The organism is Bacillus haynesii (assembly GCF_014042035.1).
GTDB lineage: Bacteria > Bacillota > Bacilli > Bacillales > Bacillaceae > Bacillus > Bacillus haynesii.
Genome location: NZ_CP059494.1, coordinates 3,572,293 through 3,587,540, shown reverse-complemented (window position 1 = coordinate 3,587,540; position 15,248 = coordinate 3,572,293). Strand labels below are relative to the sequence as shown.

The 15,248-nt window shown below is 45.7% G+C and carries 15 protein-coding genes; 5 read left to right on the top strand and 10 right to left on the bottom strand.

What is annotated here, in order from left to right:
* Window positions 1-4 precede the first annotated feature (4 nt).
* From H2R00_RS17725 to H2R00_RS17715, 3 genes are all read right to left on the bottom strand, one after another.
* Window positions 5-619, bottom strand: a complete 615-nt coding sequence (locus tag H2R00_RS17725) for a bifunctional 4-hydroxy-2-oxoglutarate aldolase/2-dehydro-3-deoxy-phosphogluconate aldolase (RefSeq protein ID WP_154999551.1) — start codon at window positions 617-619, stop codon at window positions 5-7.
* Window positions 620-624: 5 nt separating this feature from the next.
* Entirely contained in the window at window positions 625-1,590 is a 966-nt protein-coding gene (locus H2R00_RS17720) for a sugar kinase (protein ID WP_182069958.1), read from the bottom strand.
* Between the two features lie 102 nt (window positions 1,591-1,692).
* Window positions 1,693-2,709: a LacI family DNA-binding transcriptional regulator gene (locus H2R00_RS17715; protein ID WP_154999549.1), complete on the bottom strand. Its 1,017-nt coding sequence runs from the start codon at window positions 2,707-2,709 to the stop codon at window positions 1,693-1,695.
* Between the two features lie 254 nt (window positions 2,710-2,963).
* On the opposite strand from H2R00_RS17715, the gene kduI reads away from it, so the two are divergent.
* Window positions 2,964-3,791, top strand: coding sequence for a 5-dehydro-4-deoxy-D-glucuronate isomerase (gene kduI, locus H2R00_RS17710; RefSeq protein WP_154999548.1), 828 nt, complete (start codon window positions 2,964-2,966; stop codon window positions 3,789-3,791).
* A 15-nt stretch (window positions 3,792-3,806) separates the two neighbouring features.
* Window positions 3,807-4,571 (top strand): 2-dehydro-3-deoxy-D-gluconate 5-dehydrogenase KduD, encoded by a 765-nt coding sequence (gene kduD / locus H2R00_RS17705; protein ID WP_154999547.1) that lies wholly within the window; start codon window positions 3,807-3,809, stop codon window positions 4,569-4,571.
* 44 nt (window positions 4,572-4,615) lie between these two features.
* Here the strand turns inward: kduD and H2R00_RS17700 are convergent, their stop codons facing one another.
* Window positions 4,616-5,749 carry a zinc-dependent alcohol dehydrogenase gene (locus tag H2R00_RS17700; RefSeq protein ID WP_154999546.1) on the bottom strand — a complete coding sequence of 378 codons (1,134 nt, stop codon included), beginning with the start codon at window positions 5,747-5,749 and terminating at the stop codon, window positions 4,616-4,618.
* A gap of 141 nt (window positions 5,750-5,890) precedes the next feature.
* Between H2R00_RS17700 and H2R00_RS17695 the strand changes: the two genes are divergently transcribed.
* Window positions 5,891-6,028 carry a hypothetical protein gene (locus H2R00_RS17695; protein WP_023857161.1) on the top strand — a complete coding sequence of 46 codons (138 nt, stop codon included), beginning with the start codon at window positions 5,891-5,893 and terminating at the stop codon, window positions 6,026-6,028.
* Between the two features lie 50 nt (window positions 6,029-6,078).
* On the opposite strand, the gene H2R00_RS17690 is transcribed toward H2R00_RS17695, so the two are convergent.
* Complete coding sequence (locus H2R00_RS17690) at window positions 6,079-7,452, bottom strand: sugar porter family MFS transporter (protein ID WP_154999545.1); 1,374 nt, start codon at window positions 7,450-7,452, stop codon at window positions 6,079-6,081.
* Window positions 7,453-7,750: 298 nt separating this feature from the next.
* Here H2R00_RS17690 and H2R00_RS17685 point away from each other — a divergent pair, with 298 nt between their 5' ends.
* Both H2R00_RS17685 and H2R00_RS17680 read left to right on the top strand, forming a co-directional pair.
* Window positions 7,751-8,707: an LCP family protein gene (locus tag H2R00_RS17685; RefSeq protein WP_182069957.1), complete on the top strand. Its 957-nt coding sequence runs from the start codon at window positions 7,751-7,753 to the stop codon at window positions 8,705-8,707.
* Between the two features lie 188 nt (window positions 8,708-8,895).
* The gene (locus H2R00_RS17680; protein WP_154999544.1) at window positions 8,896-9,756 is read left to right on the top strand and encodes a Cof-type HAD-IIB family hydrolase; all 861 of its coding nucleotides are present in this window, start codon (window positions 8,896-8,898) and stop codon (window positions 9,754-9,756) included.
* Between the two features lie 49 nt (window positions 9,757-9,805).
* Here the strand turns inward: H2R00_RS17680 and H2R00_RS17675 are convergent, their stop codons facing one another.
* The 5 genes from H2R00_RS17675 to pgsB form a co-directional block, all read right to left on the bottom strand.
* Complete coding sequence (locus tag H2R00_RS17675) at window positions 9,806-11,050, bottom strand: C40 family peptidase (RefSeq protein WP_182069956.1); 1,245 nt, start codon at window positions 11,048-11,050, stop codon at window positions 9,806-9,808.
* 456 nt (window positions 11,051-11,506) lie between these two features.
* Entirely contained in the window at window positions 11,507-11,674 is a 168-nt protein-coding gene (locus H2R00_RS17670) for a hypothetical protein (protein ID WP_003185826.1), read from the bottom strand.
* Window positions 11,671-12,840, bottom strand: a complete 1,170-nt coding sequence (locus H2R00_RS17665; protein WP_154999542.1) for a CapA family protein — start codon at window positions 12,838-12,840, stop codon at window positions 11,671-11,673. Before H2R00_RS17665 ends, H2R00_RS17670 begins: the two co-directional genes overlap by 4 nt.
* A 19-nt stretch (window positions 12,841-12,859) precedes the next feature.
* Window positions 12,860-13,309 (bottom strand): poly-gamma-glutamate biosynthesis protein PgsC, encoded by a 450-nt coding sequence (gene pgsC, locus H2R00_RS17660; RefSeq protein ID WP_003185831.1) that lies wholly within the window; start codon window positions 13,307-13,309, stop codon window positions 12,860-12,862.
* A 15-nt stretch (window positions 13,310-13,324) separates the two neighbouring features.
* The gene (gene pgsB / locus H2R00_RS17655) at window positions 13,325-14,506 is read right to left on the bottom strand and encodes a poly-gamma-glutamate synthase PgsB (RefSeq protein WP_003185833.1); all 1,182 of its coding nucleotides are present in this window, start codon (window positions 14,504-14,506) and stop codon (window positions 13,325-13,327) included.
* Window positions 14,507-15,248 lie beyond the last annotated feature (742 nt).

Genomic DNA, 15,248 nt, shown 5'->3' with positions numbered 1-15,248 from the left:
CACTTTATTTCTGCCGAACCCGCCGCTGAAAGATGCGCTGGAGATCCGCTTCTGACACTTTGTTCAGCTGGCTTCCCACTCCTACTGCCAATGCTCCGGCATCGAGCCATTTCTCCACATCGCCGGGATGGATCCCTCCGGTTGGTATGAATCGAACCTTCGGAAAGGGACCGGCGAGGTTCTTCATGTAAGGAATCCCGGAAGTCCCTCCTGGAAACAGTTTAAGAATCCGAAAACCCTTTGAGACCGCTTCCATAATTTCGCTTGGTGTTAATACGCCAGGAATAAAAAACGTATGCAATGAGGCGGCTTCCTCAGCCAGTTTTTCCGAAAAGCCCGGGCTGACGATGAATTTTGCCCCCGCTGCCGCGGCTTCCCTCGCCTGTTCGCTTTCAACCACTGTTCCGGCTCCGACAAGGAGACCGTCTTTTCCTGCAAATTTTTCAATCAGCTCAGACGCTCCCGGCGTCGTATATGTGATTTCAATCGCAGTAATCCCTTTGTCGATCAGTCTGTGAATGCCTTCCTCAGCAGCCTCCTTATCGCCTGCGCGGACGACTGCGATCAGCCCGGCCTCGGCCAGCTGCTCTTGCACTTTTCCGATCATAGACATTTCCATTACGGTCAACCTCCTATTTTTTGGTTGTTTTCCTCTGCGGCCATAAAAGCTTTCAATTGATCCCTTGACGGCAGACCGTCCATATCCCCCGGAGCCATGACGGCCAGCGCTCCGATCGCATTTGCCCTCTGAACTGCTTCTTCCAGCGGAAGTCCGTCTAAAAGGCCGCTGATCATGCCGACGGCAAAACCGTCACCTGCGCCAACGGTATCAACAACCTTCTCCACCTGATAACCCGGTACATAACCTTCTTTTTCCGGCGTCCGGTAATAAGCCCCTTCTTTTCCAAGCTTGATGACAATTACCTTGACCCCCTGCATCACATAATATTTAGCGATATCCTCGGGAGAATTGCAGCCTGTCAGGAGTTTCCCTTCATTGATCCCCGGCAGAAACCAGTCCGCCTGCGCGGCGATCTCATTAATCGTATGAACCATTGTCTGCTGGTCCGGCCAAAGCTGGAAGCGGAGATTCGGGTCAAACGAAATCGTCTTCCCGTCTTTTTTCATCTGGTGAACGGCGTGGCGTGCGAAGCCCCGCATTTCTCTTGAAAGGGCAGGAGGTATGCCTGTCACATGCATATGTTTGGCTTGCTTGAAATACTCTGCCGGGTAGTCATCAATGCTCATCGTGCTTGCGGCTGATCCGCTCCGATAATACGTGACATCAGGGTCCCCGCTTTCAACCTTTGACTTAAGCAGTATGCCCGTCTGCCGGTCTGCAGTGCGTTTGACTTCAGAGATGTCGACGCCTTCTTTTTTCAATTCATTTAAAATAAAGGTTCCAAGCGAATCGGCACCGACCTTGCTCATCCAGCCGACCCGAAAGCCCAGGCGCGACAGTCCGACGGCAACGTTTGTTTCCGCTCCGGCAAGAGCCTTGGAAAACGAAGAAGCCTCATGCAGTCCGCCTGTTTCATTTGCGTAAAACATAGCCATCGATTCTCCGAAGGTCATCACATCAAGCGACATGATTTCACTCTCCTTTCAAAATGGTACCGGTTTCAAAAATAATTGCGAAAAAACACTCTCCCCTTAGTTTTCGGGTGCATGAGTGTTTCCGTTTGACAAGTTCTACAGCGACTGTCTGAGAATAAGCTCCGCCTCAAGCTGAATCGTTTGCGGTGCACTTTCATCCCCTTCAATCCGTTTGATGATCCGCTCCATGGCGACCCTCCCCATTTCATGCGACGGCTGGGCGATGGTCGTGATGCCCGGACCGATCAATTTATACCATTCCGTATCATCAAATCCGGCAATTCCGACGTCTTCCGGAATCGAAATGCCAAGCTCATAAAGGCAGCTGATGATTTTCAGCATCAGAAGCCCGTTGTTTCCAAGAATGGCTTTTTTCCCTTCTTTCATTTCCAAAAAGCTTTTGACGGACTTTAAAAGAGATTCTTTGTCTTTAACGTCAGCCTCATATACAAGAGGGGTACCGCCGGCATTGCGTTCAAGCGCGATTTCTGTATAGGCGGAAACCCTTTCCTCCCTCGGACTGATCCCTTTAATCGGCTCGGTAAACAGACCGACCTGGGCGTAGCCTTTGTCGTACATGAGATTGACGATTTGACTTGTCACTTCGCGGTTGTTCGTTGTAACTGCATCGATCTTGAGCCCGGGCACTTTCCGGTCAACGAGCACAATCGATACATCCTGGCTGATTAAATCCATGAGCACATCGTTGTTCCTTCCCGTCGTATTAATAATCAGCCCTTCAATGTAATGCGCGTTCAGCTTGTGCAGCATCTCCCTTTCTTTCTCAGGACTGTTGTCCGTGTTGCAGACCATGATGCTGTACCCGTACTGATCGCAAACCTCTTCCACCCCTCTCAAGGTGGCAACTGAAAACGGGTTTGTAATATCGGCGACCAAAAATCCGATAACTTTGCTTTTTTTCACCTTCAGCCCCTGTGCCATCTGGCTGGGGCGGTAATTAAGCTCCTCGATCGCTTTTTTGATGCTTTTCACCTTTTTCGGTGAAATGGCATCAATCTTCCCGTTGATATAACGGGAAACCGTTGATTTTGATACGCCTGCATGTGCGGCTACTTCGTTGATGGTTACTTTCGCTGTTTGCTTATCCTTCATTCAAGTACTCCTATAACCTTATGATTTGAAACCGATTTCAAAAACTTTATATCATCAGCATATCACATCCTTTAAAATTTGGAAGAGTATTTTTTAATATTTCAAGATTGACCTTGACAATATTCAGAAAAAAATGAAAAGACTGTTGACGCTTTCCATTATTTACTTTAAAATTCATGTTTGAAACCGTTACCAAAAACTTTTGACACTTCATTCAAGTCAGTCTAAAACGTCCAATTCAAGGAGGAGAAGGTATGGAAAATCGTTATTCTGTTCATCCAGAACAAGCGAAACGATTCACAACCGCAGAGCTTCGCGAGCATTTTTTAATAGAGTCATTGTTTGTTGAAAACAAACTGAACATGTTTTATTCGCATGAAGACAGAGTCGTGATCGGCGGAGCCGTTCCAGTGAAGGAGTCATTAGCGCTCGCTGCCGGCGATTTTTTGAAAACGGACTACTTCCTGGAGCGGCGTGAAATCGGGATTGTGAATGTCGGCAAGCCCGGTGCGGTTAAAGTCGGTGATGAAGAATACGTACTGGAGCACAAAGATTTTCTGTATATCGGCCTGGGAAATAAAGACGTTTCCTTCTCAAGCTTGAATGAAGGCGGGGCTAAATTTTATTTCATCTCGGCGACGGCACACCAAAAATATCCGGTGCAAAAAGCTTCGCTTTCAGAGCTTCCATACGATCATTTAGGAGAAGAAGCCTCTTCAAATGTCCGTAATCTATACAAAGTGATTCATGCAGACGGCATCCAAAGCTGCCAGCTGATGATGGGCATCACGTTTCTTGAACCCAATAACACATGGAACACGATGCCGGCGCATGTTCATGACCGACGGATGGAGGTTTACCTGTATCTTGACCTTGCTGAAGATGCAAAGGTGTTTCATTTCATGGGCGAACCGACTGAGACACGGCATCTTGTCGTCGGCAACGAACAGGCTGTCATTTCACCCGCATGGTCTGTCCATTCGGGCTCCGGCACATCCAACTACTGCTTTATATGGGCGATGGCCGGAGAAAACTACACATTTAAGGACATGGATGCTGTCCCGATGAATGTCATACGGTAAGGACGTGAACGTGAGATGGGATATCTTGAATCGTATTTTTCACTTGAAGGCAAAACGGCGCTTGTCACAGGCCCGGGAACGGGAATCGGCAAAGGGATTGCCGAAGCGCTTGCAAAAGCGGGAGCGGATATTATCGGCACTTCACATACGAGCGGACTTGATGAAACAAAGCAGCTGATCGAAGAAGCCGGCAAAACGTTTACGTCTTATCAGCTTGATATGGGCAACTTTGACGAAGTTGAGGCTTTTGCAAAAGAGGTGCTTGATCGCCATCAGATTGATATTCTCGTTAACAATGCCGGGACGATCCGCAGAGAAAAAGCGGCTGATTTTTCCCGGGAGAACTGGGAAGCGGTAATCAATGTCAATTTGAACAGCTTATTTTTGCTGACGCAGGCTATCGGCCGGCAGATGATTGAACGAAAGCAGGGGAAAATCATCAATATTGCCTCCCTTCTTTCATTTCAAGGAGGCATTCTCGTCCCTGCATATACGGCAAGCAAGCATGCAGTAGCGGGATTGACGAAGTCTTTTGCCAATGAATGGGCAGCGCACAATGTCCAGGTCAATGCGATTGCACCAGGCTATATCGCAACGAACAACACAAAGCAGATCCGCGAGGACCAAAACCGCAATGCCGAAATCTTAAAACGGATTCCGGCCGAACGCTGGGGTCAGCCGGATGACATTGCCGGCGCCGCCGTATTCCTTTCGTCGCCGGCAGCCGATTATGTGAATGGACATGTGTTAGCCGTCGATGGCGGATGGCTGGCAAGATAATGCACCGATAAAGGCTGCCGGTAGTTCGGCAGCCTTTATCATCGCTATGGCTTCAAAATCACTTTAATGCAATCATCTTCATGGCCGTTGAACAAATGATAAGCGCGGCCGGCTTCTTCAAGGGGAAGCTGGTGTGTAATGATTTCCTTCGGATCAAATTGATTCTCTTCGATCTTCTTGTAAATCTCAGGCATCAAATGAATGACCGGGGCCTGCCCCATTTTCAGCGTAACATTTCTAACAAAGAACGCGCCGAGCGGAAACATATTATAATTGCTTCCATACACCCCCGTAATCTGTACGGTTCCGCACTTTCTGACCGCCTTTGTAGAAATTTGAATCGGTCCGAGCGTGCCGCCCTGAAGCTTCAGTTTTTGCTCCAGGTACTCAAGCGGAGATTTTTTGCCGTCCATTCCCACGCAGTCGATCACGACATCCGCCCCGCCTTTTGTAATCTCCTTTAAATGCTCGCCCATATCTGGATATTTTGTAAAGTCAAATACTTCGACGCGGTTTAAAGCTTCAGCCTGTCTTAAGCGGTAGTCCAAGTAGTCTACTGCAATGACCCGCTTCGCCCCTTCCATCCAGGCAAACTTCTGCGCCATTAATCCGACCGGTCCGCAGCCGAGAACAATGACGGTGTCCCCCTTTTTGACGCCAGCGTGAAGCACGCTCCAATACGCGGTGGGCAGGACATCTGATAAAAACAGGAGCGACTCGTCCTCCATCTCGCATGATTCAGGGATGACAAACGGCGTGAAGTTGCCAAACGGCACTTTTAAATATTCAGCCTGTCCGCCAGGGTGGTTTCCGAACTTTTCCGAGTAACCGAAGTATCCGCCTGAATCATAATGGGGATTGGCATTGTCGCACTGGCTTTCCAGCTTGTTTTCGCAATAAAAGCAATGTCCGCAGGCAACGGTAAACGGGATGACGACCCGGTCTCCTTTTTTCACCTTTGTTACATCAGGTCCGGTTTCTTCTACAATTCCCATCGGTTCATGGCCGAGCTGGAAGCCTTTTGGAAGCGGAAAATTCCCTTGATAAAGATGGAGGTCTGACCCGCAAATCGCCGTAGAAGTAATTCTGACAACGATATCATCGCTTTTTTCAATTTTGGCATCCTCCACCTTGCTGACTTCAACATGCTGAGGTCCTTGAAACGTTACAGCTTTCAAATCGTCACACTCCCATTATTGTTCAGTTAACTTTAGTGTGAGATAAACCCCGGTTCTTATTCAGTTTTTTAAACAAACGTTTCATTAACCGTCATGTAGAGCGGCCATGATTCATACATAGAAGGAAACGGAGGTGTTGAGATGCTGCTGCAAATACTAGTCGGAGGGCTGGTTGTTTTCGTTATTTTCTTTCTCGTGTTTCGGGCGATCAGAACGGGTAATCTGCCGCGCCATGACGATTCGCAGCCAGAAGACGGAGAAAACAGAGATCAGCCATGATCGTCTGGCCTCCTCACAAAAAAAGGATGGGTCCATGCCCATCCTTTGGTCTATCGTTCAACCGGCTGTGTGTCGGTTTCTGTGATTCCGCCGTGCTTGTCCCGTAAATCCTGCTCGATCTCTTCAAGGCTTTTGCCTTTTGTTTCTGTTACTTTAAAGAAAACGAAAAGGAAGGCTGCGATTCCGATGCCCGCATAGCACAGGAACAAGTAACTGATGCCCATCGCTTCCATGAGGACCGGAAAACTCAATGTCACAATTAAGTTCGCTGCATGAAGCATTAAAGTCGATACTCCGGTTCCTATCCCTCTGACATGAAGAGGGAACAGCTCAGGCAGCATCACCCAGACGATCGGCCCCCAGCTGACGGCAAATACGACGATGAACACACCTAAGCAGATGACAGTCGTCCATGCCGCACCAACGGTATTGCCAAAAAAGATATTGGTGAAAGAAAGCACGATCAAACTGATGACCATTCCGGCATTTCCAAACAATAAAAGCGGCTTCCGGCCAATCCTGTCAATAAAGCGGATCGCCACAAGCGTCATCAGGACATTGACCGTTCCGATGCCGACCGTCCCCAAAATGGCCGCCGAATCTTCAAATCCGACATTCGTAAACGTTTTTGGGGCATAGTAAATAATCGTGTTGGTTCCGATAAATTGCTGCAGAAATGCCAGTCCGACTCCTGCGATTAACGCCGGACGCACCCACGGTTCCAGCAGCTCTTTCAAGCCCCCCTGGTCCTGCTTTTCCGCTTCCTTAATTTCTTTAACTTCCTGATCGACCTGCTCTCCTCCCCTCATCTTGGACAAAACCCTTCTTGCTTTCTCTTCTTTTCCTTTTGTTAAGAGCCAGCGCGGGCTTTCCGGCATGAAAAAGATACCGATTAAAAGACCGATTGACGGAATAAGAGCCAAGCCCAGCATCCAGCGCCATGCCCCTGCATCACTAAATGCGTAGTTGATTAAATAAGAGAGCAGAATCCCGATCGTAATCATCAGCTGATTTAATGAAGAAAGCGCGCCCCGAGATTCCTTCGGCGCAAGCTCTGAAAGGTACAAGGGAACAATGGTCGTGGAACAGCCAACCGCAAGGCCGAGCACGATCCTGAAAACCACCATATATTCCGTGCTTGGTGCCAGGGCCGTTCCGAGCCCCCCGATGCAATACAGCACAGCCGCTGACATAATCGCCCTTCTTCTGCCGAAGCGGTCTGTCAGCCTGCCGGACAAACCCGATCCGAAAATCGCCCCGATTAAAATTGCGCTGACAACCAGCCCTTCTGTAAAGGCATTGAGCTCAAGCTCATCTTTCATAAACAAAATCGCCCCGGAAATGACGCCTGTATCATAACCGTAGAGCACACCGCCCAAGGCTCCAAAAAAATAAAGCCAGGCATTCGATCTTTTTCCTTTCATCAGTATATCCTCCTCCAAGGCTCGTCTTTTATAATCTTTAACCTTGTCTTGCTTTCTTCAAACCTCAAGAAACTCAGAGTACCATTAAAAGGAATTTAAAAATATGAAACATTTTATCTGTTTTATCGTCTTATTAAAGGCGGCAAAATGATCAGTTCCCGCGGAATTTCCAGAGAATCCCCATATGCAAAACAGCAAATATCTTGTAAAATCCAAGATTGGGAAACCATTTTTTTATCAAAATTTAGACTTATTCAACAATTGTACGTTTCAATATATATAAAAGAGGAGCTTATACATGCTACGATCGCAGCGAACGAAGAAAAAGAGACTAAGAAAATGGGTGAAATACTCATTGTTTTTCATTGCTTTAATCCTGACGGCGACAGCAGCCGCAGGCGGCTATGCGTACTACAAAGTGGCGAACGCCTCCAAAGATGCGCAAGTCACCCTTTCCAGAGGAGAACAGTCCGTCAAGCGGATTAAAGAGTTCAACCCTAAAAAAGATAACTTCTCCATCCTGTTGATGGGGATTGATGCCCGTCCCGGACAAAGCATGGACAAAGAACGAAGCGATGCGATGGTTCTTGCCACGTTCAACAGAAAAGACAAATCGGTGAAACTATTGAGCATCCCGCGGGATTCCTATGTTAACATCCCTGGACGCGGCCATGATAAAATCACGCATGCCCACTCATTAGGCGGGCGCGACCTCAGTACAGAAACCGTCGAAAACCTGCTCGACATTCCGGTTGATTACGTCATGGAAGCCAATTTTTCAGCTTTCAAGGAAGTAGTTGATGAACTCGGCGGTGTACCGATCACGATCAAAGAAGACTATATTGTCCGGCAGATTAAAAAGGATACGAAAGGCAAAGTCAACCTTCAAACAGGTGAGCAGACGCTGGGCGGAGAAGAAGCCCTCGCTTATGTAAGAACGAGAAAAGCCGATACGGACTTGAAGCGCGGCGAGCGCCAGATGGAAGTCATCAAATCGATTATCAACAAATCCAAATCGCTTACTTCCATTCCGGCTTACGATGATATCCTTGATACAGTCGGAAAGAACGTATCGATGAACTTGTCGCTGAATGATGCAATCGGACTGATCCCGTTTATGACGTCCATTCAAACGGTCGATACCCTTCAATTGAAAGGAAGCGATTATCAACCGGGCAAAGTCTACTATTTCCAGCTTGATCAGGAAAATCTCAACGAAATCAAGCAGGAATTAAAACAGCAGTTAGATGTATAATTTGAAAAAGGATGAATATCATTCATCCTTTTTCTATTTAATGAAACTCAAGATTTACTATTGAAAAAATCTAAATTTAGGTTTAGCCTTTTACATAACATGTCCTTTTAGGGAATACTGCCGAAGAGAGCTGTTTTTCACCTCCCGGAAAACAGCAAACTGCTCTTACAGGAGGTTATCTTTACATAATGAGGTTAATTGCGATCGATTTAGACGGGACTCTTTTAAATACCGAAAGCAAAATATCCGCAGAAAACCGGGCCGCTATCAAAAAGGCGCTCATCTCAGACTGCATCGTAACCATTTGCACGGGGCGGGCCACATTTGACGTAAAAGCGCTTCTGAACGATTTGGATATTCCGATTATTGCCGCAAACGGGGGAACGGTTCACGATTTCAACTATAAACTCCTAAGCAGAACGTTAATGGACAAGGAAGCCGGAAAAAAGGCCGCCCAATACTTAACAGATCATCAAATTTATTTTGAGGTTTATACGGACGATGCGCTGCTTTCTCCTGATGACGGAGAACGGAAGCTTGAAGCAGAGCTCGATATCGTCACAAGCGCCAACCCTGACGAAGACAGGGATACGCTTTGGCAGGGCGCACTGACTCAGTTTAAACAATTCGGCATCAAACCCGTGCCCGACATTCGCGAGATCTTTAACGGAGACGAACATATTTATAAGCTATTGTGCTTCTCATTTGATATGGAAAAGCTGAAAAAGGCAAAAGAAGACCTTTCCGCCTTTCCAAAACTGGGACTCACATCTTCCGGAAGACATATCATCGAGATTCTGCCTGATGAATCCGGCAAAGGCCGCGCTTTAAAAGAGCTGGCCCGCCACTATGGAATCGAGAAAAAAGACATCTACGCGATCGGCGACAGCCCGAACGACCTGTCAATGTTTGAGGAAGCCGGCCATCGGATTGCGATGGGCAATGCAATCGATGAGCTAAAGCATATCAGCACGTTTATCACGAAAAGCAATGACGAAAACGGCGTCGCTTACTTCATTAACAAACTGCTGGAAAATGAATATCAATAAATAAGAAAACCGCTCGAGTCCATCTTCGAGCGGTTTTCTGCTGTTTCTGCTACTCAATCCTTACGCTTCCGGCGTATTTATCTTTCCAATAGGCGCTCGTCTCCATATCTGCTGTCGTTACACCGGCAGACAAGGTGACAAGAACGACCTGGCCGTTTCCGATATAGATGGCGGGATTCAAAACAGTGGTTCCTTTAAAGAACACGATGTCTCCAGGCTCAAGCTCCTGTTTTGTAATTTTCTTACCTGTACTGTATTGTTTATCAGCATACCGGGGAAGCTCAACTCCTGCCGCCGTTTTATAAACATATTGGATAAACCCCGCCGTATCAAAGCCTTCTTTAGGCGATGTGCCGCCTTTTTGATAGCCGACTTCGCCGATATGCCTGATGGCTTCGGATACAATCGGATTTTTCGGCAGGGACATGTTGTCAAAACGTCTGACTCCAGTGAACTTCTTCTGCCAATAGGAAGCCGACAAATAAGAGATCGTCACTTTATTTGAACGGCTCGCATGGATAAACCGCCCGCCCCCGGCATAGATGGCGTTATGGGATATTCCCGGTTTGTACGTATTGCTGAAAAACAAAACATCACCCGGCCGGATATCTTCAAGCTTCACCTTTTGACCAATCGCCCATTGCTGTTCCGCCGATCTTGGCAAATAAACACCGAGCACCTCTCTGAAAACGTATTGGGTCAACCCTGAACAGTCAAATCCGAGATCCGGAGAGTTGCCTCCAAATACATAAGGAACACCGACATAGCTTTTTGCTTTTTGGACGACAGGGTCCATAGAAATCTCAGGCTCTTTTGTGATCCTTTTCGCTTTAAGATATCCAGAGCTCCAGTAAGAGCTGCCTTCAAGCTTCGTCACGACAACTCCGTTTGATTTTGTGCTGTGGATAATTTGATCATTCCCCATGTAGATGGCGACATGGGTCGGTCCGTCCGATTCCAGCTCGGCATTCTTGAAAAAGACAAGATCCCCCTTTTCGAGCTGCTGACGGCTGACAATGTTTCCAAGGGTCGATTGTTCCTTTACCGTTCTTGGAAGCGTAATATCGAGCGATTGAAACACGTATTGTACAAAGCCGGACGAATCAAACCCCGTTTTCGGCTTCTCTCCGCCGTAGCTGTATTTCGCACCCTCAAGCTGTCTGGCGGTTTCTGCTATTTTCTCGCCGATCGTATCGGCGTGTACGTCATTGTGATTCGTTAAAAATAAAGACATCCAAAACACCGCAATTCCACAAAACAAAATCAACTTTTTGTTTGCCGTTTTTTTTATCAATTGATCTGTTCCTCCTCTTCTTTCCTCTTTCATCGTCATTCAATTGGGATATTTAAAGGGCTTTTTTTTGCGTGTACAGCAGCGTCATAGCGAGAAGAAACGCGCAGCACAGCATGATCAGCTTTTTCACCTAAGCGCGGATTAAATAGATGAAGGGAAATGTTCTAAAGAGGTCATGAACATGAGGTGCAGTTCCCATCCCGAATTGGTAAGGTGATGCATTTTTAAATCTTGCTTCAGTCGAAATTTGTCAGTTTTTATTCCCTTCAAAAGAATACAATAAACATGAACCCCAAAACCATGTATATATCCTCCTGATTTTCTATAAAACTTTATACACTGAACGGTTAAGAAAATTGTCGTGTTTCCTTTTCAAACCGGCCGCTTTTCACAGGTCTTTTATAACCGGAATCAGCACACAAAAAGAGAGTGCTGGCGGCACTCTCTTTTGCACTGTTATTGCTTGTTTTCTGTTGTTTGATCCTGCTGATTCACTTTTTGGATTTCCGTTGAGATTTTAGCTTTTTCATCGTTTGACAATTCATCAGAATACTTGAAAGCAGACATAAATGCAATGATCAAAACTAAACCTACGAACGGCCAAATGGCTCTGACAAATTTCATTTGTTCACCACTCCGTTTTTGTTATTTTTCAGTTTGTCCGCATGATCGACTTCAAACGTCAATTTTCCGTTCTCTTCTTTCCAGTCGAGGTTTGTTCCTTTTGTCAATTGGCGGAAGATCGCTTTTCGTTTTAAGAAATCGCTTTTGCCTAAAGGCGTCGGCGTTGCTTCACGAATGTTGAGAGGCGTTACCTCAAAGCGCCCTTTGCCGTCATTCATTAAATGGTATTGTACAAGCGCGCTGTCACGTGTTCTTGACCAGCCCTGATCAAACACAAAGTTACCGAGGCTGTAGAAAATCACAGTACCGTTATACACTTCGATCGGTTCGAGAACATGGGGATGAGCGCCGATGATGACATCTGCTCCGGCATCTGCAATCGCCTTGGCCAGATCCTTCTGTCTGTCGTTCGGTTCATTGTCATATTCTTGTCCCCAGTGCACATGAACAAGGACAAGATCCGCTTTTTTGGATGCTTCCGCGATCATTGGAATAAAGATTTTCGGGCTGAGCGGCAGCACTCCACCTCTGTTCTTTTTGGCTGTAAAGTTCTTCGTGTAGACGTCTGTAAAACCGAGCGTTGCGATTTTTACACCGTTCACATCCTGATAGGATACGTGCTGTTTCGCGTCTTCGAGATTATTGCCTGCTCCGACAAGCTCCAAGTCCTCATTTGAGAATTTATTCAGCGTATCCTTCAAACCGTCTTCCCCGTAGTCCATCGCATGGTTGTTGGCAAAGTTCAGTACGCTGAAGTTCAGCTTTTTCAATGTTTCGACTGATTCTTGATTCGTTTGCAGATGGATGTTCTTTTCTGCCTCTTGATAGTCCTTTACATTGGTTACAGGGTTTTCAAAGTTTCCTGTGATAAAATCTGACACATTAAAGTACGGCTTCACATTTTTGAAGACACTTTCCGAACCGTGTAAGTTTGTCACTTTTTCTACGTTTCTTCCCATCATGATATCGCCCATAAAGGTAGCTGTGAGCTTGGCATCTTCTTTTTTGCCCATTTGCGAAGGAGTTTTGGCGCTTCCGACCCAAGTGAAGACAAACATTAAACAGAAAATAGCGGGCAATACGATAAAGACGTGCTTATTTGTTTTCTTTTTCTCCTGCTTCGTCAGCTTCAGCAGTTTTTCCTGAAAGTTCAGTTGTTTTTTCATCGATTTGACACACCTAACTTTAGATTAGATAGTAAGCATACATAATGACGAATGTTGCTCCGCTTAATAAAAGCGTACTTCCAAGCGTAATCGTTAATCCCTGTCTTTGAATGGTATTCGCGATCAGCCCCGGCACGATGATTCCGATTCCCCTGAATTCGGCAATCTCAAACGGCATCACCGGATATATAAAATCAAAACCGATTTTCAACAGAATTCCCGTAATCAGCATCGCTGCGAATTTTCTGCGTCCGTATAGAATCATAATTTTTGAAAGTCCGAATTTCACGATGACGTACGTCAGCAAACTGACAAAAAGAACGAGCAACATAAAAATCGGCTGATTGAACACAAGTCCCAAATAACCCGGTACGACAAGTCCGGCTGGTACAATTCCCGTTTTCTCTGCAAAAATCAAACTGAGTAAGACTCCTAAAATGAGGGCGATATATAAATCTGATCCAAACATTGTGTTTTCTTCCTCCTAGCTAACGAGCTGCTTAATCTTGTAATCTTGTATTTTTTCAATGAGAGGCTCCGCTGCTCCGTGGATATTTCCGACTCCGTAAATGACGCGGCCCTCAAGCTTATTTTTCAGCATGAACATGATTTCTTCCGTTGATTTGTGCTCAAAATCAAACAGCTTGTCCGCAGGAATTTTGCCTGCTTCATATGCTTTGACGATCGGCTCTGTTGTTTCTCCAATCAGCACAAGTTCACTTGCTTCAATATAAGGAAGGACATCTTCCGCAAACTGCTGTGTTCTGTCTACCCTGTCGGCGCGGCAGTTCATAATGACGATCGGCTGATCCGTAGGATAGCCTATTTCTTTTACACGCTTCCATATATTTAAAGTGGAAGCTGCGTCATTAGCCGCAAAGCCGTTGACGAAATGTCCGGGATTTTTGGCGTTCATCAGCGGCAGAATTCTCATGGCTCCCGGATCAGGCGGCGCATTCAGCATGCCTTTAAAGGCGGTTTCTTCGTCAATGCCCAACGCTTGAGCCACACCGAGCGCAAGAGACGCATTATCAGGGAATACCATGTATTCAAACTGTCTGAGGTATTCATCTGTTATTTTAGAATTGTCTGCGACGATGACTTTTGTGTTCCTTTCTTTTGCAATTTGCTTAAAGAAATCGGTATACTCACTATCAGTGATAACTAAATGTCCATTATAAGGAATGGTTGCTGTGAAAGCTTCTGCAATTTCATCTAAAGTCGGTCCCATCACATCCATGTGATCCTCCAGCACGTTCACGATCACACCGATATTAGCCTGAAGCAATTCTTCCTGAAAGATGATTTGGTAATCAGGGTTAACGGCCATGCACTCACTGACAATTGCATTGGCCCCTCTTTCCACCGTTTCTTTCATAACCTCCTTCTGCTCTCCGATATTCGGCCCTTGAGGCTTTCTTTTGATCGGCTTCTCTTCCGGTGTGTCCCAATAAATCATCCTTGCGTCTGTCCCGGTTGTTTTTCCTACTGTTTTGTAGCCTGCCTCGATTAATATCCCTGTTGTTAATCTTGTCACCGTGGACTTTCCGCGTATCCCGTTGATGTTCACTCGGACAGGCAGCGCATCGATGTTTTGCTGGTGGCGCCTTTTTTCATAAATGCCGATCCCAACAACGATCACACAGGCTAATAGCATTACCCACATTGTTTGTCTACATCTCCTTCTTGGAATCTGATATGTAAATTCATTCATCAGTATATAGGTTCACTATGAAATCACAATCGGCATTATGTAACAGAAGACGACGAAATTTTCCGTGACAAAGATCACCTCACCCGAGTCATTAATGCCTATCTTTTTGTTGATATTTTTGGAAATCTAAAGTTCTTAATTCCTATCAGTTTTTTGCCAGCGTTTTAAGTATGCGCTTTCAAAATTCGACATTATGATTTTTGTACTTTTCTCCCTAGTTCTGATGAAAGGTTGAAGGATGGATTCAGGATCTCTTTTTTCCCCCGTCTGGAATCCCCTATAAATGGGCTTTTAACCGGTATCTCTCCCTTCTTTTTGTATTTTCGCTCTTTTCCAACAGGTTAAAAAGTCACCAATGTTCCCTCTTCAAAACAAATACGTCCTATGACAATCAGACCACCTATCAAAAAATGAAAATCTCTTTTAGCATAAAGCGGGATTCATTGACAAATCCAATTTTTTTGTGAGCCGTTCGATTCACCTTATTTCTTCAGTTTTTAGGTTAAAATCCTAAGATTTAAAAAGCCATTAATTTTTTTCAACGATAATTCATCAAACTTTAACATTTTTAATTTTTCTTACTATTCTCATTGTTACTGTATCAGCCAATTTATGCCGAATGAAGGTTATTTTCTATTCAACACACTTGTATATGTCTCTATATCCCAACCCGGCTAAAAATTTCAGTGTCTGA